This is a genomic window from Streptomyces novaecaesareae (assembly GCF_000716875.1).
Classification (GTDB): domain Bacteria; phylum Actinomycetota; class Actinomycetes; order Streptomycetales; family Streptomycetaceae; genus Kitasatospora; species Kitasatospora novaecaesareae.
In genome coordinates this window covers 32115-57206 of record NZ_JNWQ01000042.1, presented here as the reverse complement: position 1 = coordinate 57206, position 25092 = coordinate 32115, and the positions used below count along the sequence as shown (strand labels likewise).

General features: G+C 73.4%; 17 protein-coding genes. 9 read left to right on the top strand and 8 right to left on the bottom strand.

Features of this window, described 5'->3' with window-relative positions; translation table 11 throughout:
* Window positions 1–111: 111 nt before the first annotated feature.
* Window positions 112–939 carry a zf-HC2 domain-containing protein gene (locus OP86_RS18120; protein ID WP_030058176.1) on the bottom strand — a complete coding sequence of 276 codons (828 nt, stop codon included), beginning with the start codon at window positions 937–939 and terminating at the stop codon, window positions 112–114.
* A gap of 26 nt (window positions 940–965) precedes the next feature.
* The gene (locus tag OP86_RS18115; RefSeq protein ID WP_030058175.1) at window positions 966–1526 is read right to left on the bottom strand and encodes an RNA polymerase sigma factor; all 561 of its coding nucleotides are present in this window, start codon (window positions 1524–1526) and stop codon (window positions 966–968) included.
* A 159-nt stretch (window positions 1527–1685) separates the two neighbouring features.
* Here OP86_RS18115 and OP86_RS18110 point away from each other — a divergent pair, with 159 nt between their 5' ends.
* The gene (locus tag OP86_RS18110; protein WP_030259040.1) at window positions 1686–3287 is read left to right on the top strand and encodes a serine/threonine-protein kinase; all 1602 of its coding nucleotides are present in this window, start codon (window positions 1686–1688) and stop codon (window positions 3285–3287) included.
* A gap of 51 nt (window positions 3288–3338) precedes the next feature.
* The gene (locus tag OP86_RS18105; protein ID WP_199815213.1) at window positions 3339–4319 is read left to right on the top strand and encodes a DUF5996 family protein; all 981 of its coding nucleotides are present in this window, start codon (window positions 3339–3341) and stop codon (window positions 4317–4319) included.
* 18 nt (window positions 4320–4337) lie between these two features.
* On the opposite strand, the gene OP86_RS18100 is transcribed toward OP86_RS18105, so the two are convergent.
* Window positions 4338–5180, bottom strand: coding sequence for a tetratricopeptide repeat protein (locus OP86_RS18100; RefSeq protein ID WP_078589079.1), 843 nt, complete (start codon window positions 5178–5180; stop codon window positions 4338–4340).
* Between the two features lie 197 nt (window positions 5181–5377).
* Window positions 5378–6340, bottom strand: coding sequence for an oxygenase MpaB family protein (locus OP86_RS18095; RefSeq protein WP_051830215.1), 963 nt, complete (start codon window positions 6338–6340; stop codon window positions 5378–5380).
* Window positions 6341–6438: 98 nt separating this feature from the next.
* Here OP86_RS18095 and OP86_RS33640 point away from each other — a divergent pair, with 98 nt between their 5' ends.
* Window positions 6439–7059, top strand: coding sequence for a hypothetical protein (locus tag OP86_RS33640; RefSeq protein WP_051830214.1), 621 nt, complete (start codon window positions 6439–6441; stop codon window positions 7057–7059).
* Here the strand turns inward: OP86_RS33640 and OP86_RS18085 are convergent.
* Complete coding sequence (locus tag OP86_RS18085; protein ID WP_051830213.1) at window positions 7056–9098, bottom strand: sensor histidine kinase; 2043 nt, start codon at window positions 9096–9098, stop codon at window positions 7056–7058. The two genes, OP86_RS33640 and OP86_RS18085, sit on opposite strands and share 4 nt — an antisense overlap.
* 185 nt (window positions 9099–9283) lie before the next feature.
* The gene (locus OP86_RS18080) at window positions 9284–10963 is read right to left on the bottom strand and encodes a PLP-dependent aminotransferase family protein (RefSeq protein ID WP_051830212.1); all 1680 of its coding nucleotides are present in this window, start codon (window positions 10961–10963) and stop codon (window positions 9284–9286) included.
* A 160-nt stretch (window positions 10964–11123) separates the two neighbouring features.
* Here OP86_RS18080 and OP86_RS18075 point away from each other — a divergent pair, with 160 nt between their 5' ends.
* From OP86_RS18075 to OP86_RS18050, 6 genes are all read left to right on the top strand, one after another.
* The gene (locus tag OP86_RS18075) at window positions 11124–11612 is read left to right on the top strand and encodes an Lrp/AsnC family transcriptional regulator (RefSeq protein ID WP_106973445.1); all 489 of its coding nucleotides are present in this window, start codon (window positions 11124–11126) and stop codon (window positions 11610–11612) included.
* 562 nt (window positions 11613–12174) lie between these two features.
* On the top strand, window positions 12175–13437 hold the full coding sequence (locus OP86_RS18070; protein ID WP_030259050.1) for a phenylacetate--CoA ligase family protein: 1263 nt from the start codon (window positions 12175–12177) through the stop codon (window positions 13435–13437).
* Window positions 13434–14765: an MFS transporter gene (locus OP86_RS18065; RefSeq protein WP_106973444.1), complete on the top strand. Its 1332-nt coding sequence runs from the start codon at window positions 13434–13436 to the stop codon at window positions 14763–14765. Before OP86_RS18070 ends, OP86_RS18065 begins: the two co-directional genes overlap by 4 nt.
* Window positions 14762–15907, top strand: a complete 1146-nt coding sequence (locus OP86_RS18060; RefSeq protein ID WP_030058162.1) for a GNAT family N-acetyltransferase — start codon at window positions 14762–14764, stop codon at window positions 15905–15907. Before OP86_RS18065 ends, OP86_RS18060 begins: the two co-directional genes overlap by 4 nt.
* Window positions 15908–15948: 41 nt before the next feature.
* Complete coding sequence (locus tag OP86_RS18055) at window positions 15949–17115, top strand: LuxE/PaaK family acyltransferase (RefSeq protein ID WP_030058161.1); 1167 nt, start codon at window positions 15949–15951, stop codon at window positions 17113–17115.
* A complete protein-coding gene (locus tag OP86_RS18050; protein WP_234435024.1) occupies window positions 17112–19667 on the top strand; it encodes an acyl-CoA reductase in 2556 nt (851 codons plus the stop codon). Before OP86_RS18055 ends, OP86_RS18050 begins: the two co-directional genes overlap by 4 nt.
* Before the next feature lie 104 nt (window positions 19668–19771).
* Here the strand turns inward: OP86_RS18050 and OP86_RS18045 are convergent, their stop codons facing one another.
* Both OP86_RS18045 and OP86_RS18040 read right to left on the bottom strand, forming a co-directional pair.
* On the bottom strand, window positions 19772–20998 hold the full coding sequence (locus OP86_RS18045) for a TIGR02679 family protein (protein ID WP_030058159.1): 1227 nt from the start codon (window positions 20996–20998) through the stop codon (window positions 19772–19774).
* Entirely contained in the window at window positions 20995–25080 is a 4086-nt protein-coding gene (locus OP86_RS18040; RefSeq protein ID WP_033332313.1) for a TIGR02680 family protein, read from the bottom strand. The genes OP86_RS18045 and OP86_RS18040 overlap by 4 nt, the downstream gene beginning before the upstream one ends.
* Between the last annotated feature and the right edge of the window lie 12 nt (window positions 25081–25092).

Here is a 25092-nt window from a genome sequence, read left to right as displayed (position 1 = left end):
TCGGATACCTCACCCCACTCGAAACCCGGGCCAGGCTGCAGCGCGACTTCACCCCCGCAGCGTAAGCAACAGCTGTCCAAGGTCAGGGGGGAACTTCAGTCGGGGGCGGTCTCACAGCGACGAGTAGGCGTTCCTGCGGACGATCACGGCGCCGGTGCCGAGTGCCAGGAGCAGCCCCCACAAGGGCAGTTGGTCCGACTGCAGGACGACGGGGAAGCGGCCGGTCGCCCACGCGGGTGCCGCGACGACGGCGGCCCAGGCGACCGCCAGCCCGACGGCGGCGCGGCGCACGCCGACCACGCTGCCCAGCGCCAGGGCGGTGGAGGTGAAGGCCAGGGAGGGCAGCAGCCACTGTGCGGCCGACATCGTCCCGGTCAGCCAGCCGCCCGCCAGCAGCCCCGGCAGGACCACCAGGAGTACCGCCGTGGTGCGCCTGAGGAGCAGGGACAGGCCGGCCCTGGCGGTCGAGGCCGTCAGTTCGTACGCCGGGTCCAGGCCGCGCGACCACGCCGCGGCGACACCGCACAGCGGCAGCACCGGCGCGACCAGCAACGCGGGAGAGGAACGGCCGAAGACCGTCGGGGACGCGACCGCGCCCAGCAGCAGCGCCAGCAGGGTGACGAGGCCGGTCATCGCCAGCCACGGGGCCATCACCGGTGTCAGCCAGGCCGACACCCACCTCGGGCGGAACCGGCGCACGGGCAGCCCGACGGCTGCGTCCAACTGCGGCTCCAGACCGGCCCGGACGGTGTCGACCAGCGCGGCGATGCCGGGCGCCCCGGTGGCCACGGAGGCCGCCAGGCGGCCGCGGCACGGCGCGCAGGTCTCCAGATGGGCCTCCAGCGCCCACACCGTGTCCGCGGCCATCGCCGTGTCACCGCGTGCGTAGTCGTCGATCAACCGCGTCGACGCGTGGTCGCCGACGCTGCGCTCCCTCATGCGCCCGCCTCGCTTCGCTCGCTCGCTCATGCCAGTGCCTCCCGCATCGCGATCCGGGCCCGGCGGGCGCGGGTCTTGACCGTGCCCTCGGGCAGTCTGAGCAGGACGGCGGCCTCCCGGACGGAGAGCCCGTCGAGCACCGTGGCCTGCAGTACCTCGCGGAGTTCCGGCGCCAGTCGCCGCAGCGCGTCGCCGACGTCGCCGCCGACGGTCCCGGCGAGCGCCTCCTCCTCCGCCGCGGGCACCACCGCCCGCTCGGCGGCGGCGACCGGCGGTTCGGCGTGGTGGGCCCGGCGCCGGAACGCGTCGACCAGGCGGCGCGCCGCGATCGTCCACAGCCATCCGACGGCCGTCCCGCCGACCGCGCTCCCGGCGAACGCGCCGGCCGCACGCCACACCGCCAGGTAGGTCTCCTGCATGACCTCGGCGACGATCTGCTCGTCCGCGCAGCGGCGGCGCAGCCGCACCGCCAGCCACGGCGACGTCCGCCGGTACAACTCGTCGAACGCCCCGCGGTCGCCCCTGGCCACCAGCCGGACGAGGCGTTCCTCGTCCAGCTCGTCCAGTGCTCTCCTCCGTGATCTCACACCAGCCAGACGCTGGATGCGGCACACAGGTTCTGCATCCGGCGTGACCTGCGTCACAGCGCCGTACCCGGGGTTCGCCACCCCTCCGGAACTCGGCCGCACGCTGCACCGCCGCCGACCCGGGACCCCCTCCGGGCCAGGTCACACCCGAGCCCTACGATGACCGCCATGACCACAGGGGGACGGGACATCCAGCTCATCGACGGCCGCTTCGAACTGCTCGAACGGCTCGGCGGCGGAGGCATGGGGCTGGTGTGGCGGGCGCGCGACGTCGTGCTGCACCGCGACGTCGCGCTGAAGGAGGTCCGCCCGCCCGACCCCGCACTGCTCGACGGCGATCCGAAGGCCGCGCGGGTCATGCGCGAGCGGGTGCTTCGCGAGGCCCGTTCGCTGGCCCGGCTCAGCAACCCGCACGTGGTGACGATCCATCACATCGTCGACCTGCCCGAGCACCCGTACCCCTGGCTGGTCATGGAACTGGTCACCGGCGGCTCGCTGCACGACCGGCTGGCCCGAGGCCCGATGTCGCCGGCCGAGGCGGCCCGGCTCGGCCGGGGCGTGCTGTCCGCGCTGAGCGCCGCCCACGCCGCCGGGATCCAGCACCGCGACGTCAAGCCGGGGAACGTCCTGCTGCGCCCCGACGGCACACCGGTGCTCACCGACTTCGGCATCGCCGCGCTGCGGGAGTCGACCAGTCTGACCACCACGGGCGGCCTGATCGGCTCGCCCGAGTACATCGCCCCCGAGCGGATCCGCGGCGAGGAGGGCAACCCGGCCTCGGACCTCTGGTCGCTGGGGATGATGCTCTACGTCGCCGTCGAGGGCCGGCACCCGCTGCGGCGCGCGACGAGCATCGCCACCCTCGCCGCCGTGCTCGACGAGCCGGTGCCGCCGCCGGTGCGCTCCGGGGCCCTCGGCCCGGTGCTGTCCGCCCTGCTGGTCCGGGACACCGCGGCCCGGCCGGACGCCGCACTGCTGGACCGGCTGCTCGCCGCGGCCGAGGCGGGGGCGGAGCCGCCGGCCGGGCCCGACTCGCCGGACACCGTACGGCTCGGCTCCCCGGACACCGTGCGGCTCGACGCGCCGACCGACGAGCCCTCCCCCACGCGCCATGAGGACGCACTCCCGGAGAGCGACCAGCCACGCCCCGCCCCCTCCTCCGGCTCTGGTTCCGGCTCCGCCAGGCGCAGGGCGATCCAGTCCAGTTGGCTGGCCGCCGCCGTGCTGGCCGCCGCCATCGGCTGGACGGTGAACCACTTCTCCTCGCAGGCCGACACCTCGGACTACAAGCCGGTCACCGCCTCCCCCGAACACCCGGGCCTGATCACCCCGGACGGTGCGCGCTCCGTGATCAAGGCGCTGAGCCCGTCGATGGGTGGCACGCAGGTCGTGGAGTTCTCGCTCGCCGCGGACAACGCGTACGGTCGCGCCCCGGTGCCGGGAAACCCGGGGCTCTACGACAGGTTCGGCTACCGGAACGGCAAGACCTCGCACGATCCGCGCGGCGGCGGCACCATGTCCGGCCTGGACAAGGCGGTGGACCTCGACGCCGTCGACTGGAGCAAGCTCCCCGGGCTGCTGCAGCAGGCCTACACCACCCTCGGCATCGCCCACCCGACCGACGAGTACATCGTCGTGCAGTACGACACCTTCACCCCGGGGCCGGCCGTACTGGTCTACGTCAAGGACGCCTACGGCAGCGCGTACCTGTCGGCGGACTTCCAGGGGAACGTGCACCGGACCCAGGCTCGCCCCCAGTAGCGGGCGGGCACAGACTGGAGGGAGCCGCCCGGCCACAGGAAGGCGTTCGGCATGAATGCGATGCGTACCCGTAGCGAGCAGACGGTCACGAAGCTGCCGGAACTGCCCCTCGCCGGCTGGCGCCCCACCAAGGACACGCTGCACCTGTACTGCCAGATCCTCGGAAAGGTCCGGCTGGCGACCACTCCGCCGCGCAACCACTGGTGGAACGCCCCGCTGTACGTCGACGTGCGCGGCCTCACGACCCGGCGGATGCACCACCGGGGCACGACGTTCGACATCACCCTCGACCTCGTCGACCACGCCCTGCTGGTACGGACCGCCGACGGACGCACGAGATCGTTCGACCTCGTCGACGGGCTGTCCGTCGCCGACTTCGACGCACACCTCCACCGGGCCCTGGACGGCCTGGGCGTCGACGTCGCCATCAGGGAGCAGCCGTTCGGCGTCCCCATGACGACGCCGTTCCCCCGGGACCGGGAACACGCCTCCTGGGACCGGGACGCCGTCGAGCGCTTCAGCCGGGTCCTCGACTGGTCGGACTCGGTGTTCGAGGAGTTCAGCGGATGGTTCAACGGCAAGACGAGCCCGGTCCACCTGTTCTGGCACAGCTTCGACCTCGCGGTCACCAGGTTCTCCGGGAGGCCGGCACCGCTGCAGGACACCGACCCCGTCACCCAGGAGGCCTACACCCACGAGGTCGTGTCGTTCGGCTTCTGGCCCGGTGACGACAGGCTGGGCGACGCCGCCTACTACTCCTACACCGCCCCGGCGCCTGCCGGACTGGGCGACCAGCCGCTCGCCGCCGGCAGCTGGACCGAGACCGGCGCGGGCCTGCTGGCGATCCTGCCCTACGAGACCGTCCGCACCTCGGACGCGCCGGCCACGGCCCTCCTCGCCTTCCTCCAGAGCGCCTACGAGGCCGGCGCCCGCCTCGCCGGCTGGGACGTCGACGGCTTGGAGTCGACCTGGTGCCCCACCCCGGAGCAGCTGCGGCAGCTCCGACAGCTCGGGCAGCTCAGCGCCGGGTGAACCGGCTGAAGCGGCGAATCAGGCCAGTGCCTTCGCCCGCCAGTAGCCGAACTGGTCGAGCGGGTCCCCGTCGAAGGTCCACGGCCAGGCCGTGACGGTGTCACCGATGAGGCGGTAGGCGTCGGCCCCCTCGCGCGCCCGGCCGGCCTGGACGAGGGCGAAGGCGAGCAGGTTCAGGTCGGCCAGCGCGGCCGCGTGCCGCAGGTGGCCGGGGCGGGGCCAGCCGGCCAGGGCGGTGTCCAGCGCGGTGGCGGCGCGGTGGTTCGCCCACTGGCGGCGGACCAGCAGCGCGTCGATGCCGCCCCGGGCGACCGTGCGGGCGTGCTCGTCGACCAGCGCGGTCAGTTCCACGCCCACGACCGGTGCGGCGGTGGGCGCCGCGGCCCGGACGCCCTGGACGAAGTCCAGTTGGCTGCTGCGCGAACCGCACTCCTCCGGCGACAGGTAGCGCAGCATCTGCAGATGGGCCTCGCGGTTCCAGGGGTCGCGCGAGGTCACCTCGTGCCAGACGGCGAAGGCCTCGCGCGAGTCGGCGCGCTCCAGCCGGAGAATCCCGAGCAGCACCACCCAGGGCTCGGGGTCGTCGGGAGCGGCGTCGGCCGCGCTGTGGCAGCGGTCGACGGCGGCGGACGCGTCCTCCATCCGCCCTTCTTGCTGGCCGCGGCACAGCGCCGTCCACGCCTCGAACACCTGCGGGTCCGATCCGTGCGGGCGGCGCATCCGCCAGGAACGGGCCAGCCCCGAGTAGGCGGCGGCCTCGGCGAGCACGGAGAAGCGGTGCGCGCGGCGGTCCCAGTCCCTACCGGCCGTGTGGAGCAGCCGCTCGACCTGATCGACCTGGATGCCCAGCTGGCCCGGCATGGTTGGGGAACTCAACTGTCTTCGGACTCGACCGAGTTCGACATCGTCGAGTTCCGGCCGTACACGCGGGCCGGAGGCGCGGAATCTTCGAAGGAGCGACACGCGCCGCAGCCTAGGCGCCCGGTCCGTTTTCGGACAGACCTCGACGGGAAACCGTTATGTCCGACAGATCCCGGTGACAGTACCGTCGCGTACGGCTACGGCTGCGGAACGCCACCGGGGGCGCCGCAGACGCCGGACGTACCGGCCCCGGCGGTGGCCCGTGCGTACGCGGCGGCGCGGATCTGCGAGGGGCCGCAGGCCCAGACCATGATCCGGCCGCCGGTCCGGGCGATCGGGCGGTCCCAGGCCGCGCGGACGAACCGGGGCCGCCGTACGCCGAGTTCGGCCCTCGCCCAGGCCGGCAGCAGGTCGATCGAAGCGTTCGTCAACACCCGTACGGCGGCCCGCTCTCGACGGCTGCGGCCGAATCCGCGCAGCAGCCGGAGCACGTCCAGGGCCGCCGGTGTGACGCGCAACTCCGGCCGGATCCGGGCCAGATAGGCCGCCACCTCGGCGCCGGAGCGGGGTACCCCGACGGCGCCCAGCCGTTCGGCGACGATCGCCGCCTCGGCGTAGTACTGGTCACGTGCGGCGGCGGGCAACGGGTCGGCGGCGTAGGCCTGATAGCCGGTCAGGAAGCAGTACACCTCGGCGGTGTGGACCCAGGTGAGCAGCTCCGGATCGTCGGCCCGGTAGGGGCGGCCGTCCGGCGCCGTGCCGTGGATCCGGGGGTGGATCCTGCGCACGCCGGCTATCGCCTGCTCGGCCGCCGCCGTCGAGCCGAGGGTCGTGGTGGCGACGAACCGGGCGGTCCGGTGGAGCCGTCCGGTCGGGTCGGCCCGGAAGTCGGAGTGCGCGTCGACGGCGGCCATCGCGAGCGGGTGCAGGGACTGCATCAGCAGCGCCGCGAAGCCGCCCACCAGCATCCCGGCCGGGTGCCCGTGCACCTGCCACACCACACTGGCCGGGCCGAAGAGGCCCGGATCCCCCGCCGGGCGGTCGTAGCGCTCCAGGTGCAGGTCCTGCCCGTGCACGGTGGCGTTGATCTCGGCCAACAGCCGTGCGCGCAGCGCCGCGAGCGGCGTGCGCCGCCCGCCCTCCCCGGTTCCCGGTCCCATCCTGCCCGCCCCCTCCTCGACGTGAGCCATCACCGTACCGGCGGGGCCCGACCCCGGTGCGGGAGGGGATGTCGGTGGTGCCCACTACGGTCGTCCCCATGACCACCGAATTCGCCACCGCGTACGAGCCGTTGCCCGGACGGGTCGGCCATGTCGCCGCCATCGAGTCGCTCACGCTCGACGGGCGCCGCCACTTCTTCGGCTTCGACCACCGCAGCGACCTGGTCGTCTCGCCCCTCATCGACGACCCGGCGGCGATGGCCGCGTTCGCCGCCGCCCACCTGCGCCAGAGCGACGGCCCGCACGACCGGGCGTACTGGGCGGCCCTGGTCGCCGCCGCCGTCGACGGCTCGGACCTCGTCGACGACGACGCCGAGCGGGAGTTCACCACCGACGGCCTGCGCGGCGAACTCCCGGAGCCGGACGGCCACCTGCTCTACCTCCTCGACGCCGTCACCGACCTCGACGAGGAGAGCGGCCTGCCCGCCGACATCGAGCCGGCCTGCGAACGCCTGGGCTACGCCGGGCCGGAGGACGACGACTTCGCCGACACCGTCGACGACTGTCTGGATGCCGTCATCACCCACGGCCTGCTCCACCACCCCGACGAGTGGACGGTCGTCCACGGCTACCTCACCGCCGCGATCGCCGCCCTCCCGGGCAACTGGAGCCTGCTCTTCGGCCCCCTCGCCGAGGGCCTGGCCGCCCGCAACTCCTAAGCGCGGCCGTCGGCCTGGCCGCGCGGGAGGACGGCCCGGACGACGGCACCGACGACGCCGGCGGGGGCGTTGTCGGCGGTGAAGGTGCCGCCGAGCTCCTCGGCGCGCTCGGCCATGGAGCGAAGGCCCACACCGGATGCGCAGCCGCGGCCGGGAAAGCCCCTGCCGTTGTCGGCGACCTCGACGGTGACCCGGTCGTGATGGGCGTGGAGGCTGAGGCGGGCGACGGTGGCGCCCGAGTGCCGGACCACGTTGTTCAGGGCCTCGCCACTGATCCGGTAGACGGCGGTCTCGACGGCGGCGGGAAGCACGGGCAGCGGGTCGGGTCGCAGGTCGAGGGTGACCCGGAGCGACCGGCCGGCGAGGGTGTCCGCGAGCCGGCGGAGCGCGTCGGCCAGCCCCTTGCCGTCGAGGGGCCCGGGCCCCAGGCCGTCGGTGATCCGCCGGAGTTCGGTGATCGCCTGGCCGATGCCGGCGGAGGCCGCGGTGAGCGAGGCCGTGGCCCTGGAGTCGTCGGGCAGGTCGGCTCCGGCGGCATCGATGCGCAGGCGCAGGCCGGAGAGGGCTGGGCCGAGGCCGTCGTGGAGGTCGTGGCGCAGGCGGCGGCGCTCCTCCTCGCGGGCCGCCACGAGCTGCTCGCGGCTGGCCTGGAGGTCCTGGTACAGGCCGAGCGAGGCGATCGCCGGCGAGGCCTGGTCGGCGAGGAGGCGCAGCACCTCGCGGTCCTGCCGGTCCAGCTCGGACTGCCCGAGGCGGGGCGGCACCAGCAGTTCGCCGATCTCGGCGCCCTCGTAGGTGAGCGGAAAGCGCTCGCCGGGCGGGTCGAGCGTGCCGAGCCGGGCCAGCTCGCGCGGCCCGCTCCGGGTCCGTACCCGCACCGCGGCGGCCGGCAGCCCGAGGGCCTGCACCACCGTCCGGCAGAGCAGCGGCGGCGCGTCCGCCGGGTCGACGGCGTGGCTCATCCGCTCCGCCAGTTGCCGGACCAGCTGGTACGGGTGGGCCCGCTCGCCGTAGTAGTACCGGTCGACGGCGCGCCCCACTCCCCGGGCGGCCGGGCGCAGCGACGCACCGACCGCCACGGCCGCCGCCACCTGCCACCAGTGCGTGCCGGCTCCGGTGCCGGGCAGCAGGCGGTGCCCCAGGTAGGCGCCGAGCAGCGCGCCGACGAACAGCAGCGCGCAGAACGCGTACGCGGCCAGGTAGCGCCGGGTGACCCGGTCCAGGGAGAGCTCGCGGTCGCGGCGGAAGGCGGCGATCGGCACCAGCATCCAGGCGGCCTCGCCGGTCACGATGACCGCGTAGGGCATCCACCCGGGGTAGTCGCCGACGTAGTGCGGGACAGCGGCGAGCGCGGCCCAGACGACGTAGGCGGCCAGCACCGCGCGCAGGTACGGGTGTGGTCCGGGCAGGCGCCACCAGCGGACCGCGGCCACCGCCAGGGTGAGCACGAGGCTCGCGGCGAAGAGGTCGAAGGTGTACGGACCGAGCCACCCGTCCAGCCAGGTGTACAGCGCGGTGTGGTGGAGCGGGTTCGCCAGGCCGTACCACACGGGCACCTGGGCGGTGTCAGCGAAGGCGAGCAGGGCGCTCCAGGCGGCCACCAGGACGGTGAGGCAGCGCCAGACCCCGCCGGGCAGACGGGCATCGGGGAGCCAGAGCGGGAGGCCCACCACCACGAAGGCATTGGTGATTTCGGCGGCCAGCGCCACCGCTGCGGTCACCGCGACGACCGCCGGCCCGGCTCCGGCGAGTGCGGCCGCCAGCAGCACCAGCATGCGCAGCGACTGCAGCAGACCGGCGACCAGCAGCAGCACCCCCAAGGCCTGGCCGTTCCGGTTGACCACCAGGAACAGGCCTGCGAGCGAGAACGTCAGGCCGACCGCGACCCAGACGCCGTCGTAGAAGTAGTGCTCGCTGACACCGCGCACCCCGGGGTGGGTGAGTGCGAGGAACGACCACACCGCCGCGCACGACAGCGCGGTCCCGGCCGTCGCCAGAGCCGTGGCAACGCCGGCGCCGCCGATCCCGAACCCTCTCATCCGCCCACCTCCCTGAGCCGTTCCAGGCTGCCCGGCCCGCCGTCCCGACCGCACGGGCCACCGGTCCCGTCTCCCGCACCAGGTGAATGACGTGAATTACGTGCATCACGTGCATCACGCCGACCGGAGCACTGTACGGCTACACTCCGTGTCCGTCCGGTACCTCGGCGGCTGGAGCAGACAGATCAGCCCAGGATGGCGGGGTCCTCGGCGAGGTCGGCGAGCAGGGCGTCCAGCTTCTCGCGGTCGACCGAGGGCATCACGAAGACGTGCACGTAGCTGCGGCGGGTGGACTCGTCGCCGGGGACGAGCAGCACGTCCTGCGAGGACAGCGACCACTTCGCCACCAGCTCGGCGCTGGGCTTGCGGAACCGTACGGTGACGGCGCCCGGGGTGCGGGCGGGCCAGAGCTCGACGCCGAGCTCCTGCTCCATGGCCAGCAGGCGCCGCTCCAGGTGGTCGGCGAGCTCCTGAGCCGTGCGGATCCGGTCGACCTGGTCCTGGTAGGAGTGGCGGGACAGGTGGTCCCAGAGGATCAGCGGCGAGAAGCCGTTGCGGGAGCCGGCGAAGGTGGTGTCGGGCGCGCCTATGTAGTCCGGCTGGGACGGCGGCGAGATCTGGTACTTCACCTTCGTCATGTAGATGCCGCAGGGCCACGGCGCGCCGGCCCACTTGTGGCCGCTCATCGCGATCGAGGAGACCATGTCGACCTCGCCGTGCTCGGCGGTGGGCAGGGCGAGTCCGAAGTCGAACTCCGGCAGTTCCGTCTCCGGCGTCCAGCCGTACGCCCGGTCCTGGGAGGCCATCCGCAGGAACGGCGCGTAGCCGGCGCCGAGCGCCCCGTCCACGTGGATCCAGAAGCCGCGGCGCACGTCGACCAGCGGCTGCCCGGTGTGCGGGTCCGCCCCGTACGCCACCTCGCGCCGCAGCAGGCCGTACCGCTCGAAGATCGGCAGCAGGCGCTCGCAGACCGTTCGGACGTCGTCGTGGGCGCCCTTGAAGGTGCTGCCGAGGTTGAGGTTGACGAAGATCGGGTGCCCCTTGGCGGCGAAGAACTCGACCAGCACGGCGAGCGCGTCGACGTCGATCTCGCCCGGGCCGTCCCAGGAGAACCCGGACGGGCCCGGGCGGGACGGCACCTCGGCCGGCCACTCGCGGCGCCCGGTGGCCGGGTCGAGCAGCGGGCACTCGTCCGGGTACAGCTCCAGGCCGACGGCGTGGAAGGTCTCGACGGCCAGCACCCGGACGGCCTTGGCGAAGGAGTAGTGGGTGTCCTCGGAGTAGAACGCCACCGGGCGGTGGGCGTTCGGGTTGTGCCGGTCGGGCGCGGCCTGGACGTAGCGCAGCTCGTCCCGGGGGGCGGCCGGCGGGTGGATCAGTGCCTTGCCGCTGAGGTAGTCGCGGGCGTTCCAGAGCGCGTACATGTTGCCCTCGGTCGAGCCCATGGACAGCATGTAGCCCCAGTACGACTCGGGGTCGGCGGGGTCGTGCGGGCGCTTCGCGTGCCACAGCCTCGCGTAGTAGTCGAGGACGGCGCGCTCGACGACCTTGGTGTTCGGCTTGTAGCCGCCGCTCTGGAACGGGTCGCCGAGGTTGTTGATGTTGTTCGGCATGAACCGGGCCAGGTCCAGCGCGGTGCCCTGCATGTCCTGGGTGGCCTGGTAGCCGACCAGGTGCTTGCGCTTGCGCGTCAGGTACTCGTCGACCGTGTCCAGCGCGCGCAGCCGCCGGTCGTCGTCCAGCCCGGCCGCGGGGAGCACGAAGTCACCGCCGTCCAGCTCCGGGCCCGGGTCGACGGCGGTCGCGGCGGCAGTCGCGGTCACGGGCACGGGCGCGGCGAAGGTGGCGGTGGCGGTCGAGCTCATGGGCGGGGCGCTCCGGGCGTGGTGGGGAGGTCGAGGGGCGTCCGCCGCTCGCGCCCAGGATGGAACTTTCCGGCGATTCCCGGAAGCCCTCCCGAAGAACATTCGGTCGAAAGCCGAATCGGTTTGCTCATCGACGGAATCGGCTGGAATCCTGGCAGGCATGCCGAACAATCCGCAGCGCCGGCGGCCCCCCATCGACGACACGGACCGGGCGATCATCCGCGCCCTGGCCGACAACGCCCGCCTCCCCAACAACGCCCTCGCCGAGGCGGTGGGCATCGCCCCCTCCACCTGCCTGGCCCGCGTCCGCGCCCTCCAGGACCGCGACGTCATCCGCGGCTACCGCGCCGACGTCGACCCGGCGGCCATCGGCCTGCCGCTCCAGGCGATGATCTCGGTCCGGCTGCGCGCCCACACCCGCGAACAGAACGAGAGCTTCCGCGGCACCGCCCCCGACCTGCCCGGCGTCCTGGCCGTCTTCCACATGGCCGGCTCCGACGACTACCTCCTGCACGTCGGCGTCGCCGGCCCCGAGGCCCTGCGCGACTTCGTCGTCGACCACCTCACCACCCACCCGGCGGTGGCCCAGACCCGCACCAACCTGATCTTCGAGCAGATCCCGGGCCGCCACTACCTCGGCCGCGCCTGACCCCTTCCTGCCTGGAGAATCCGGCGAATCCCGCCGAAAGGCGGAGGCCGTACCCCCCGAACGGTGGGTGGCAATTCCGACATCCGAGCCGCAATCAGGCGCCGCCACATGAAATGTCGTTAATTCAACAAACGAAATCGCGAAAACCGGTCGGCCGGAACGCGAAACCCTCACCGATCCGGCCGCCGCGAGATCCACCTCACGCTCCGCGCGCCTTTCGCCGGAGACGCCCCAGTGACGAGGCCTCAGGTCGTGTCCGCACCGTCCTGATGACGACTCAACTGATGACTGGACTTGGAATCCAAAGACACATGGGGTGATAGCCTTGGTTTCTGCGAGCGGGAGGCCCCACCAACCCCGATGTCGCATCAGCTGACGAACCATCCGCACACCACAGAACCTCGGTGCGCACACTCGGTCCGTTTCCCACCCCGTGACCTGCCGCGTCGCCACGGAATCGAATTCCGTCGACCGCCGGCGCCACGGTCGTCTCCGGCCCGTCGGGCGAAGTCGCGTACCACACGACCTCGCTCGGCCCTCGCACGCCCAAAAGCAGGAATTGATGCCCGTTCAACCCATCGCGGAACTCATACGCTTCGCCCGCCACAACTCACCTTTCTATGCCGACCTCTACGCCGGCCTACCCACCTCGGCCACGCAGCTGACCGATCTCCCGGTCGTCCCGCAGGCCGAGTTCTGGCAGGCCAACACGCCTCGCGCCAACCGGCTGCTGACCGGGCCGCTGGAGGAGGCGGTGGTCTTCAAGAGCGGCGGCACCACCGGCTCGCCGAAGTTCTCGTTCTACAGCCGGGAGGAGTGGCGGGAGTTCACCACCTCCTTCGGCGCCGGGCTGGTCGACGCCGGGCTGCGCCCGGGGCACCGGGTCGCCGATCTCTTCTACGCGGGCGACCTGTACGCCAGCTACACCTTCATCCTCGACTCCCTGCACCGCTCGCCCGTCTCCAACGTCCGGCTGCCGATCGGCGGGGCGGCGCCCCTGGAGTCGACCGCGCAGACCCTGGAACAGTTCGAGGTCGAGGTGGTGGCCGGCACCCCGACGACGCTGTGCGCACTGGCCGACCACCTCCTGGCCTCCGGCCGCGAACTCCCGTCCGTGGAGCTGCTGCTGTTCGGCGGCGAGGGCCTCTACCAGGACCAGCAGCCGCTGCTGCGCAAGGTGTTCCCCAACTCCCGCGTCTCGTCGATCGGTTACGCGGCCGTCGATGCCGGGCTGCTCGGCCGGCCGGTACCGGGGCCGGACACCCGGGTGCACCGGGCGTTCACCCCGGAGACGGTGGTGGAGATCCTCGACGACCACACCGGCGAGCCGATCGACGCCGAGGGCGTACCGGGCCGGGTCGTGGTGACCGACCTGCGGCGACGGCTGATGCCCCTGCTGCGCTACCCCGTCGGGGACCGCGCGGAATGGACCGACCTCGCCACCGGGCAGTTCCGGATCCTCGGCCGGGCCCAGGAGGGCGTACGGGTGGGGCCGGTGTCGCTGTACACCGAGGACGTGCTCGACCTCGTCCGGGCCGCCGACCCGGCCGGCCGGGTGGTCGGCGTGCAGCTGGTGGTCCGCCGCTGGGACGGCCGGGACGGGCTGGTCCTGCGCCTGGCCTGCGACGGGAACCCCACCGGGCTCCCCGAGCTGGCCGCCGCGGTCACGGCCGGCATCCACACGGCGCGGCCGCTGTACCCGGAGGCGGTCGCCGCCGGCTACGTCCACCCGCTGTCCGTCAGCTGGGTACGTCCGCACGAACTCGCCGTCAACACGCGGACCGGCAAGCTGATCCGCGTCCTCGACGAACGGCCGCACTCGTGACGGCGGCCCAGGCGACCGAGACGGCCGCCCGCCGCCCGCCGCTCGTCCTGCGCAACCGGCGCTTCGCCGCCGTCTGGGTCGCGCAGGTCCTCACCCAGGCCGCCGGACGGATGTTCCAGGTCGGCGCGGTGTGGTGGCTGGTCGGCTACGCCGCAGGCGCGGACCGCGGCCTCGCCTCCGGCGCCTTCCTCGCCGTCAGCACCCTGCCCGCGGTCGCACTGGCCCCGCTGGTGGCCGCGCTCATCGCCCGCCGCCCGCACCGCACGGTGCTGGGCGCCTCGGCGGCCGTCGCCGGTCTGGTCGCCCTCGGCACGGCCGGCTGGACGTACGCCGCGACACCGCCGATGGCCGTCCCGTACGGTGCCGCGCTGCTGCTGGCGGGCTGCCAGGCGGTCTTCGACCCCTGCCTGACCACCTCCGTTCCCGAGCTGGTCGAGGACGCCGACATCGAGGCCGCGACCGGCTTCGAGCTCGCCACCCAGTCGCTGGCCGGCCTCGCCGGCGGGCTGCTCGGCCCGCTGGTGGTCGACGGCGCGGGCCTGGCCGGCATCGTCGCCGGATGCGCCGGTGCCTACCTGCTGGCGGCCGCCCTGATCGGCACGACCCGGTTCCCCGCCGCCCCGGGCGCGGCGACCGCGGACGGCCCGCCGCCCGCCACCCGGCGGCCCCTGCGCCGCATCCTGGCCGAACTGCCGTTCATCCGCCGCGTGCTGCTCTGCTTCACCGCGGCGAACGTGTTCACCACGGCGGTGTTCGTGGTGATGCCGCTGTACACCCGGACGGTGCTGCACGCGGACGGCTCGACCGTCGCGGCCCTGGAGGCGGCCCTCGGCGCCGGCACACTGGTGGGCTCCTTCACGGGCGGCCGAATCCCGGGCACGCCGACCGCAGTCGGCGCCGGATGCCTGGGCCTGATGGCCGCCGCGCTCGGCCTGCCCGGTCTGCCCGGCCTGGCCGCCGGACCGGCCCCGGCCGTCGGGTCGATGGCGGTCGCCGGCTGGTGTGTGGGCGTGATCGGCGTGCGGTTCGTGGCGCTGTTCCAGCGGCTGGTGCCGGCCGAGGACCGGCCCGGTTTCTTCGCGGTCATGCAGGCCTTGCTCGGGGCGACCTTCCCGGTGTCATCGCTGGTGTTCGGCCTGCTCGGCGACCACTTCTCGCCGCGGACGCTGTGCCTGGTCCAGGCCCTCGGCGTCGTGCCCGTCGCCGCCGCGCTGTGGTGGACCGGCCGGTGCGAGCCGACGGACCAGCGCGTCGAGGACCAGCACGTCGAGGAAAAGCACGTCGAGGACGAGCACGTTGGGGACGAGCACGTTGGGGACATGCGATGACCGTGACGATCGCCCCTGCGGCCCCGCAGGACGTCGCGCAGCTGCGGCAGCTCTACTTCGACGTCTACGGCCACGGCTATCCGGTCGCACTCGGCAGTGACCCGGAGGAGATGCGCCGTCTGATCGACGACCCGCACACCCACTGGTTGACCGCACGCCACGAGGGCGCCGACCGCCTGGCCGGGTCGGTGGCGGTGCAGACCGACCCCGGCGGCCGGATCGGCAAGCTGGTGGGCCTGGCGGTCCACCCCGAGCAGCGGGGCGGCGGGCTGGCCGGCCGGCTGACCGCCTCCGTCTGCGCGGACGCCTTCGCCACCGGCACGCTGGACTCGGTCTACGCGACCGTCCGGGTGGTCACCGCCGGTCCGCAGCAGGTCTTCGCCCGCAACGGCTTCCAGGCCCTGGGCCTGATGCCGAACGCCGTCGAGGTCGCCGGATGCGAGAGCCTCGCGCTGTTCGCCCGGCACGCCGACGGCGTCCTGGCCCGCCGGGAGGACGTCGGCCTGGTGCCGGGAGCCCTGGTCCCGCTGCTGGAAGCGGCCCGGCAGAGCACCGGCGTCGACTACGGCCGCCCCCGCCCGACGGACGCCCCCGCCCGGCCCGCCGGTCGGACCGCGCCGGTGACGGCGCCGATGGAGCTGATCGCCGCACCCGGCTTCGTCCGCCGCCGCTTCCTCGAACTCTTCCCCGACCCGGGAGAGCGGTTCTTCCCGCTGCACCTCCCGAACGCCGTGCTCACCCCGCCGGACGGCTCGTTCGAGGCGTACGCCGACCTGGACCAGGCCGCGGCGAGCTGCTCGCTGATCGCGGTGCACCCGTCCCCGGCGGCCGTCACCGGGGCTCTGGAGCCGCTGATGGCGGCCGTCACCCGCGCGGGCGCCGACTACGTCGAGACCCTGCTGCCGCTGGCCGACACCGCCGGGCTCGGCGCCTTCCTGGCCGCCGGGTTCATCCCGAGCGCCGTCTACCCGGCGATGCGCCGGATCGGCGACCGCTTCCACGACTACGTGGTGCTGTCCCGCACCAGCCGTCAGATCGACTTCAGGACCACATCCGTCAGCGGACCGCTCCAGCCGTACCTGGCGGCCTACCTGACCGCCTGGACCTCGACCTACCTACCGCTTCCCGAGGTTGCCCCGTGACCGTCCCTCCCGTGAATGGCCATCCCGTGACCGTCCATCCCGTGAACGCCCACCTCGCGCCGGTCGGGGTGCCCGACCCGGCCGCACTCCCGCACGTCCAGCAGCTCTGCGACCTGACCTCCCCGTACGCGGCCGGGCCGGAGGCCGACGCCCTGTTCGCCGCCGCGATGGCCGAGACCAACGCGTGGCACGCGCAGCGCTCGCCGTTCCTCCGGTCGCTGCTGGACGGCCCGGCGGAGACCCCGGCGCCGACCGTCGGCGAGGGGATCCGCACGCCCCTGGTGCACGCCAACTTCTTCAAGCGGCACGAGGTGCTCTCCATCCCCCGGGAGGAGGTGTTCCTCCACCTCACCTCCTCCGGCACCACCGGCCAGAAGTCGCAGATGTTCTTCGACACCTGGACGATCCGCTCCGCGCAGCGCATGGTGGCCCGGATCTTCGACCACTACGGCTGGATCACGCCTGACCAGCCCGTCAACTACCTGCTGTACAGCTACGAGCCCGCTCCACAGCTGAAGCTCGGCACCTCGTTCACCGACAACTACCTCTGCGACTTCGCCCCGGCGAACCACACCACGCACGCCCTGCGGCACACCGGCAGCGGCCACGAGTTCGACGTCCACGGCTGCATCGCGGCGCTGCGCCGCTACGCCGAGGACGGCCTGCCGGTACGGATCCTGGGCTTCCCCGCGTTCCTGCACTTCACCCTGGAGCGGATGCGCGCCCTCGGCCTGCCGCCGCTCCGACTGCCGGCCGGCTCCCTGGTCCTGCTCGGCGGCGGCTGGAAGGGGCACACCGACCGGCAGATCGGCAAGGACGAGTTCTACGCCGGGGTCACCGAGCAGCTGGGCATCCCCTCGGACCGCATCCGCGACACCTTCGGCTCGGTCGAGCACTGCGTGCCGTACATCGAGTGCGGGCACCACCGCCTGCACGTCCCGGTCTGGTCGCGGGCGGCCGTACGCGACACCCGCACCCTGGAGCCGCTGCCGTACGGCGAACGCGGCTTCCTCCACCTGGTCTCCCCGTACATCACCTCGGTGCCGGCGCAGAGCGTCGTCATGGGCGACCTCGCCTCGCTGCACCCCGCGCAGGACTGCCCCTGCCCGCTGCCCACCCCGTGGTTCACCATCCACGGCCGCGCCGGGGTCAGCCGGAACCGTAACTGCGCGGCGGCCGCCGCCGAGCTCCTGAAGGGAATGTCGTGACCACCGCACCTGTGAATCCCGAACTCGCAACGGCCGGAGCCCACTTCTGGCAGGGCTCGTTCATCGACGACGAGGAGGCCGCCCGGCGTCTGGCCGAGCTTCCCGACCTCGCCGCCCAGGCGCTGGCCGAACCGCTGCCCACCGAACTGGTGCTGAGCGCCTGCCAGCACGTCGCCGACGCCCTCGCCACGTCGGGCAGCCCGGTCCGCACCCGCCTCCTCGCCGAACTCACCGGTGGCGGCGTCGACTCTGGCGAAGCGGCGGCGACGCTCGCCGAGATCACCGGTGCGATCGCCCGCCCGGCCCTGGAACGCAAGCTCCGTCGCGAACTCGGCGGCCTGCGCCCCGAGCGGCTCACCCGGCCCGACGCGCGGGAGACCACCTTCGAGGCGTGGGCGCCGGTCGGGCTCCTGGTCCACATCGCCCCCGGCAACGCCGCCGCCGTGGCCCCGCTGAGCGTGATCGAGGGCCTGCTCACCGGCAACCTCAACGTGCTGAAGACCAGCAGCGCCGACACGCCGCTCGCCCAGCACCTGCTCGCCGAACTGGCCGCCGCCGACCCGACCGGCACCCTGGCCCGCCGGATCGTCGCACTCCGCTTCCCCTCGGCACGCACCGAGTGGCTGCGGCTGATGTGCGAGCCTGCCGACGCGGTGGCGGTCTGGGGCGGCGAGGACGCCGTCCGCGCGGTCTCCGAACTGGTCCCCGCCGGCTGCCGCCTGGTCGAATGGGGGCACCGGGTCTCCTTCGCCTACCTGACCCGGGACGCCTGGTCGGACCGGGCGACCCTGGACGCGCTCGCCGCCGACGTCTGCCGCTTCGAACAGCAGGCCTGCTCCAGCCCCCAGGTGATCTACCTCGACACCGAGGACGACGACGAGGTCTTCGCCTTCGCCGAGCGCTTCGCGGCCCACCTCGCCGACGCCTCCGCCGAGCTGCCCCGGCCCGACCTCGAACCGGCCGAGCACGCCGAGATCACCACCACCGAACTGATCGCCCGGCTGGAGGAACACCTCGGCCTCACCAGGGTCCTGGCCGCCGAGGACGGCTCCTGGCGCGTCCTCGCCGACACCCGCCCCGCCCTGGCCGCCTCGCCGCTGCACCGCAGCGTCTGGGTCAAGCCGCTGCCCCGCACCTCCGTCATGACGGTGCTGCGCCCGATGCGCCGGTACCTGCAGACCGCCGCGATCGGCGGCAGTCGAGCCGATGTCGCCCGGCTGTCGCAGGCGGTGCTCGCCGCCGGCGTGCTGCGGGTCACCCCGGTCGGCGGGATGCTCGACGGCTACCACGGCGAACCCCACGACGGCGTCTACGCCCTCCAGCGCTACAGCCGCCGTGTCAGCGTCCGCACCGACGGGGCCTTCGCCACCACCGCCTGCCTGGACGACCTGGCGGCCCCCGCCTTCGTCCCCGCCGCGCCGGACGGCCCGCTGCTGGACAAGGCCGGGGTGCAGGAGCAGCTGCGCACCCTCGCGCCCGAACACGCCCACCTCCACTTCCGCAGCGGCGGCAGCACCGGCGCCCCGGCCCTGTCGGTGTTCACCAACGCCGACTACGACACCCAGATGCGGGCCGCCGCCGACGGCCTGCTCGCCGCCGGCTTCGACCCGGCCCGGGACCGCGCCGCCAACCTGTTCTACTGCGGCGGCATGTACGGCAGCTTCATCAGCTTCTTCTCGATCCTGGAGCGCCTCAACGCCACCCAGCTCCCGATCGCCGCCGGCCCCGACCACGCCGCCACCGCCGAGGCGCTGGTGACGCACCGGGCGGACACCGTGTTCGGCATGCCGTCCTACCTCTGGCAGCTGTTCCACGACCAGGGCGACGCGCTGCGCGCGTACGGCGGGATCCGCAAGGTGTTCTACGGCGGCGAGCACTTCACGGCCGAGCAACGCCGGGTGCTCACCGAGGAGTTCGGCGTCGAGCTGATCCGCTCGGCGGCGTACGGCAGCACCGACCTGGGGCCGCTCGGGTACCAGTGCACCCATGCCGAGGGCTCGGTCCACCACGTCCTCACCGACCTGCACACCCTGGAGATCCTGGCCCCGGAGGCCGACCGCCCGGTGACCGCCGGGCAGCCGGGCCGTCTGGTCTTCACCAGCCGCACCCGGGCCGGCCAGCGCCTGGAGCGGTACCAGATCGGCGACCTCGGCCGCGCGGTCGACGGAGTCTGCCCCTGCGGCAGCCACACCCCCCGCATCGAACTCCTCGGCCGCTACGGGGACGTCGTCCGGGTCGGCACGTACTTCTTCAACGTCCGGCGCTTCGTCGCCGTGGCGCAGGAGGAGTTCGGCTACCGGGGAGAGCTGCAGCTGATCCTGGACACCGGCGAGGGCCGCGAACGGGCCGCCGTCCGGCTCGACGGACGGTACGCCCAGGACGCGGCAGCCGCCCGCACCGCGTTCCTGACCGCCATCCCGGAACTGCGCTCGGCCGTGGACGAGGCGCTGCTCGACTTCACGGTCGACACCGTCGACTCCGCCACCTTCGAACGGACGCCCACCAGCGGCAAGCTCCGGACAGTGATCGACCGCCGGCAGCTCACCATGTGACGCCCGCCTAGGAGGCCTTGGGGGTGCCCCGCTGCGTGGCGAAGTCGACGTGGACGAGGCCGAAGCGCTGGTGGTAGCCCTCGGCCGTCGAACAGGCTGACGTTCTATCCGTGTCGGTGATCCGCCAGGTCGTCGAGGAGGAGGTCGGCGACCACCTCCTCGACGACTGCGGTGCGCAGTTCGGCCATCGAGTCGACGAGCGCCCGGTCCCACGGTGCGGGCGTGAGGCGTCCCGGATCGGGGCCCGAGGGAACCCGGGGCACGGCGGCCTGGTAGTCGTCGGCTGCCATCCGCCAGGGGACCGCTCCGGTCTTGGCGAGGACGTGGGCCGCGATGCGGATGCCCTCGCCGTCGAAGTCGCCGTGGTAGTGCAAGGAAGCGCCGTCGTCGGCGAGTCGACGCAGCAGGTGGATCACGGCAGTGTTGGGCCAGCCGGAGGTGCAGACCAGTGGCGGGCAGCGAGGGCCGAAGCGGCGCAGTGCCAGGGCGAGCACGCTGGGGTTCTCGGTGATGTGCACCGGCCCCGCGGGGCCGGTGTAGTCACCGGGCGTGCGGAGTTGGGCAAGGGTGAGGCTGACGGGGTGACCGGCGTCGGCGCACATGCGGGCGATCCCGGCGACCGGACCGTCGCCGTCGGCGCGCAGACCGACCGCGAGCACGCTGGTGGAAAGCTCGTCGTCGGCCACGCCGGCTCGGCTCCAGAGTGCGCGTCGTCCCTCGGCCGTGTCGGGCATGTCGGTGCCGTACAGCACCGCCAGGGCGCGCAGGACGAGGGAGGACAGCCGGGTCCCGTCGTCGAGGGCGTGGGAGTCACCGTCGAGGAGGCGGGCGGCGAGGACCGGTAGTGGCTCGCCGCCGACCGGGAGCGCGGCGAGGACGTTCAGCGCGGCGGTCAGGAGGCCCCGGGTACGGTCGGGTGAGCCATCGACGAGGCCGTTGGTCCGCAGGTGGCCGACCCACTCCATGAGGACGGGCTGGGCGGTGACCACGTCATGGCCGGCCAGCCACTCCCAGAGGGCTTCTCGTCGGCCGGCCGCGAGTTCACGCTCGGCGGCCCGGTCGCGGATCGGGCCGAGGATCGCGGTGACCACGTCCCGGATGGGCCTGCCGCAGGCGTCCAGTACGGCGCCGTCGAGTCCGGCGAGGGGGATCGTCGGTTCGGCGCCGGGGAGCCGGTCGAGTCCGAGGAGGTCTGCCAACGCCTCCCGACCGGCCTCGTCGAGCGGTCCGGACCGCACCCGGCTGACGGGGCGGCCGGTCGAGAGGCGGTCGTGGACGGCCGACCAGAGGGGTCGGAGTTCGGGCAGGTCAAGGGGGTGGCGGTCCGTCATGCCGGTTCGTCCGTATCGGCTTCGTCGGGCAGCAGGTCGGTGCCCGTCCAGGTGAAGCGGGCGCTGGTGACGGCGTCGTCGCCGTCACCTCCGGTGATCAGCTGGTGGACGGCAATGCCGGAGAGTTCCCGGTAGGTGCACCACTCGTGGTCGGAGGTGAGCACCAGGTCGAGGTCGAGCGCCGCGAGGAGGCCGAAGACCTGCCCCCGGTTGACGGTGTCGACACCGACGAAGACCTCGTCGAGCAGGATCAGCCGCGGGGACTCCGGCACCGCCTCGTAGTGGGCGGCCACGGCGGCGAACAGCGGCAGGTGGAGGGCGATGGCCTTCTCACCACCCGAGAGCGCGCCGTGGAGCTTCTTGGTGAGCAGTTGCCACCCGGTGCCGTTGGCCCGGTCCAGCTTGACGACGAACTGGTGCCAGGCCGTGTAGTCGAGGACCTCGGCGAGCTGGTCCTCCCAGGTCGCCGCCGTGTTTCGGGCCTTGGCCTCCTCGATCCGGCCCCGGAAGAAGGAGTGCAGGGCCTCCCGGTCGGCTTCGGTGATCCGGGCCGGATCCTTGAGCAGCAGTTCACGGGCCGTCCGGGTGCCGGCGGGCAGGTCCGGGTGGATCTGCCACACCAGGCTGACGGCCACCCGGGAGGCGGTCCGGACCCGTTCCAGGTGGCCGTTCATCCGATCGACGAGTTCACCGGCCTGGCGGATCCGGGAGGCGAGGTGGCGACGGGTGTCGCCCGTGAGGGTCCGGTCGAAGAGGCTGCGTTCGGCGGCGGTGATGTCGTCCCGGCTGCGGTCACGGTCGCCGGTGAGGATGGCGAGGAGGCTGGTCGCGCCGACCCGGATGCCGTCGACGCTGGCGGTGAGGACATGGACCTCGTCCTCGGCTTCGAGTTCGAGGTCGGCCCGGCTGCTGAGGCTCTGGCGGGCACGGTGCACGGCCTCGGACAGACGGTTCAGGGAGTCGCCGAGGTTCCTGGCGCCGTGCGGAAGGTTCGGCCACGCGGCGGCGGTCTCGCGCGCCGCTTCGAGGGTGGCGCGAGTGCCGTCCACGGAGGTGAGGACGAGTCCGAGGCCCGCATCCTCGGGGAACCCGAGGACGCACAGGCGCCGGAAGCTCTGGGCCGCCGCGTTGCGGGCCGCCACGGCGCCGTCGCGCAAGGCCGCGTCCTGGGCCGTGGTGGCGCCCAGCGCGCCGATCCGGCCTTCGAGGGCGAGGAGTGCTCGGGTGCCGGTGTCGATCTCACGGCGGATCTGGTCCAGTGTCTTCCGGAAGTCGCCGATCCGGGCGGCCACTTGGCGGTAGTCCTCACCGACGGTGCTCTCGACGGCCTGGAGCATGGAACGGAGCCCGCGGGTGGCGGCCTCGGCGTCCTCGGCCTCGGACCGGCGCTCGGCTGCCGCGCTGCGGGACGCCTCGGCATGGCCGCGTGCGGTGTCCCAAGCATGCCGGGCGGCCAGCCAGGCGAGGTGGGCGTCGAGCCAGACATCGGCCTGTTCGCGCAGCGCGTCGACCGCCGTGGCGGTCGCGTCCAAGGCGGCGCGTTCGGTCGGCAGGGCGTGCTCGGCCGAGGTTACGGCGAGTGCGCGCAGCGCGTCCGAGACCGTGTCCTCCTGCCGCGCGAGCCGTTCGACGGCCTCGCGTACGGTGTCCTCGCGGGCGCCCACCTCGGACTCGGACCGTTCCCAGGTGCGCCTGGCCTGCTCCACCACCCGGTGGTGCGGCCGGGTGCGGAGGTCCGCGCCGAGACGCGTCCGGCGGGCGGCGAGGGCGCGCAGCCGCGTCTCGAAGCCGGTGACGGTGCTGTCGGCCTCGGCCAGTCCGGTGGTGAGATCCGCGATCCGCCGCTGCCTGGCACGTTCCCGGGCCGCGGCACCGATGTGGCTGGACTCCTCCTTGGACCAGGAGCCGACCGCGGTCGCCAGCCGCCAGCTTCCATCAGCGGCCACGGCGGCCGGGTGCCCGGCCGGGAGTGTGGGCCCGTAGGCAATGCCGGCCAGCAGCCGCTCCACCCGGCCGGGCGGCACTGGTCCGTCGGGTTCGGGAGACAGGACGTCGAGCAGCGAAGGGCCCGGTGCGGGGACGGCCGATGCCGGGTCGGCCAGGGTGTCGTGGCCGGCGACGACGAGGCCGCCGTCGGGGGTCATCCAGGCGTCGAGCAGGCCGGCCGCTTCCAGGGCCGCCTCGATGCCTGCCTGGTCCGCGGGTGGCACGTCCGGCCGAAAGCCCAGCAGGCGCCACAGCGGCGCCCCCGGCAGAACCGAACGGTCGGCCGTACGAGTACGTGGTGGGACCGGCGGGAGATCGGCCGCAGCCGCGGTGCGTTCCAGCTCCTCGACTATCCGGTCACGCCGGGCGCGGGCGTCGTCCCGGCCGGCGCGGGCGGTCGTCTCGTCGGCGGTGATGGCGCTCTCCGCTGCCCGGGCGGCGGCCTCGACCAGCGCGAGCACGTCGGTTTCGACCGCGGCGCGGGAGGCGAGTTCCTCGGCGTCGTCGATGGACAGCTCGGTGCATTCGGCCGTCGCCCATCGGCGTAGCAGGTCGGCCTGGACGTCGACGGCGATCTCGTGGTCGTGGGCGTTCCCCTCGCGCCGCACAGTCGCCTCGGCCAGCCGTTCGCGCGCCGTGTCGAGGTGCTGCTCCGCCGTCGTCCGGTCCGCGACGGCACGCTCATGACGCTCGACGGCAGCGCGGACGTGGGCGATCTGGCCGTGTCGCGAGGCTGCCGCACCGCGCAGCAGGCGGCGTGCCGTGCGCCCTTGCTCCTCCGTGTCCCCGGACGGGCCCGGTGCGGTGCCGAGCAGTGTCTGCACCTCGGTGCAGACGGACTCCATGGCGGCTCGTCGCGCCGCGCCCCGTGTCTCCTCCCGGGCGGCCCGGCTGTGTTCGGCTCGCCGCTCGGAGCGCAGTCGCGCTTCCTCGGCCCGCTCGGCGTCCTCGGTGGCCGCGAGGACCTCCCGGTCGGCGGCCGCGCGGGCACGCGCGGCAGCCCGCGCGGCCTGGTCGGCCCTGCTGCGGAGCTGGTCGAGCTCCTGCCCCTGCCGGTAGACCTCGGATCCGAGCAGTCCCTCGATGGCACCGTCGATCTCCTGTCGTCGGTGTTCGAGCTCCTCCTGTGCTTCCCTGCTCTCCTCGCGTCGGCGCAGCGCCGCGGCGTGCTGCTCCTCGCTTTCCCTGGCGATGCGGGCGAGGTTGTCCATCTCGGTCGTCGCGGAGATGAGCGCCGCCGCCCCGGCCCGCAGGACGCGCTGGGCGTAGCCGCGTTGCTGGTTCGCGACTGCGGTGGCCGCGGCCACCTCGTCGTCCAGGGTCTTCAGGTGTTCGCGTTGGCGGTCGAGGCGTTCGAAGCCCTCGGCCAGCTCGGTGATCTCGCCCCGGCCCAGCGGAGGCAGGGCCCGCGAGAGCAGGGAGGACAGCAGGGAGGGATCCAGGCGCTCGGAGAGTTTGGGGGTGCGGAGCTGGAGCAGTGCGGTGATCAGGGCGTCGTACCGCTGCTCGCTCAGCCCGGGGAAGAGCGTGCTCCGAACCGTGGTGCGGTAGTCGGTCGGTGATCCGTGCAGCTCGCCCCGGCCTTGCAGGGCTTCGGCCAGCGCGGCACGGGTGAGTGGCTGGCCCGCGTCGTTGACCAGGGAGAGACCGCCGGGGCGATCGATCCGCGCGCCGGTGGTGAAGTAGTCGACGGTGACACCGGTGGTGTGCACGCTGGCCTGGAGTCTGGCGCCACAGGTGAAGTGGACGGGACTGCCGTCATCGCGGACGAACTCCAGCCAGACGTACCCGACGCGGGTCTTGCCCGAGGCCCCCTCGCCCATCAGGTTCCAGTGCATGGTGCGCTCGGAACCGCCGAAGGTGGACAGCCGGTTGGGGCGCAGGCTGGCGTCGAGCAGGAAAGGCAGGAGCACCTCCAGGGCCTTCGACTTGCCGGTGCCGTTCTGCCCTCGCAGCAGCAGTCGGCCCTGATGGAAGGTGAAGGTCTCGTCGTGGTAGCGCCAGACATTGAGGATGCCGGCCCTGGCGGGCTGCCATCGTCCTGCTGCGGCCGCCGTCGGGGACGCCGAGCGCTGCGGGGGCTGTGTCACGGTCATCGGAGTTCTTCC

Excerpts from the sequence above, each read along its gene's own strand:
- OP86_RS18120 (WP_030058176.1), bottom strand. The coding sequence starts at position 939 with ATGAGGGAGCGCAGCGTCGGCGACCACGCGTCGACGCGGTTGATCGAC.
- OP86_RS18110 (WP_030259040.1), top strand. The coding sequence starts at position 1,686 with ATGACCGCCATGACCACAGGGGGACGGGACATCCAGCTCATCGACGGC.
- OP86_RS18105 (WP_199815213.1), top strand. The coding sequence starts at position 3,339 with ATGAATGCGATGCGTACCCGTAGCGAGCAGACGGTCACGAAGCTGCCG.
- OP86_RS18100 (WP_078589079.1), bottom strand. The coding sequence starts at position 5,180 with ATGCCGGGCCAGCTGGGCATCCAGGTCGATCAGGTCGAGCGGCTGCTC.
- OP86_RS18095 (WP_051830215.1), bottom strand. The coding sequence starts at position 6,340 with ATGGGACCGGGAACCGGGGAGGGCGGGCGGCGCACGCCGCTCGCGGCG.
- OP86_RS33640 (WP_051830214.1), top strand. The coding sequence starts at position 6,439 with ATGACCACCGAATTCGCCACCGCGTACGAGCCGTTGCCCGGACGGGTC.
- OP86_RS18085 (WP_051830213.1), bottom strand. The coding sequence starts at position 9,098 with ATGAGAGGGTTCGGGATCGGCGGCGCCGGCGTTGCCACGGCTCTGGCG.
- OP86_RS18080 (WP_051830212.1), bottom strand. The coding sequence starts at position 10,963 with ATGAGCTCGACCGCCACCGCCACCTTCGCCGCGCCCGTGCCCGTGACC.
- OP86_RS18075 (WP_106973445.1), top strand. The coding sequence starts at position 11,124 with ATGCCGAACAATCCGCAGCGCCGGCGGCCCCCCATCGACGACACGGAC.
- OP86_RS18070 (WP_030259050.1), top strand. The coding sequence starts at position 12,175 with ATGCCCGTTCAACCCATCGCGGAACTCATACGCTTCGCCCGCCACAAC.
- OP86_RS18060 (WP_030058162.1), top strand. The coding sequence starts at position 14,762 with ATGACCGTGACGATCGCCCCTGCGGCCCCGCAGGACGTCGCGCAGCTG.
- OP86_RS18045 (WP_030058159.1), bottom strand. The coding sequence starts at position 20,998 with ATGACGGACCGCCACCCCCTTGACCTGCCCGAACTCCGACCCCTCTGG.
- OP86_RS18040 (WP_033332313.1), bottom strand. The coding sequence starts at position 25,080 with ATGACCGTGACACAGCCCCCGCAGCGCTCGGCGTCCCCGACGGCGGCC.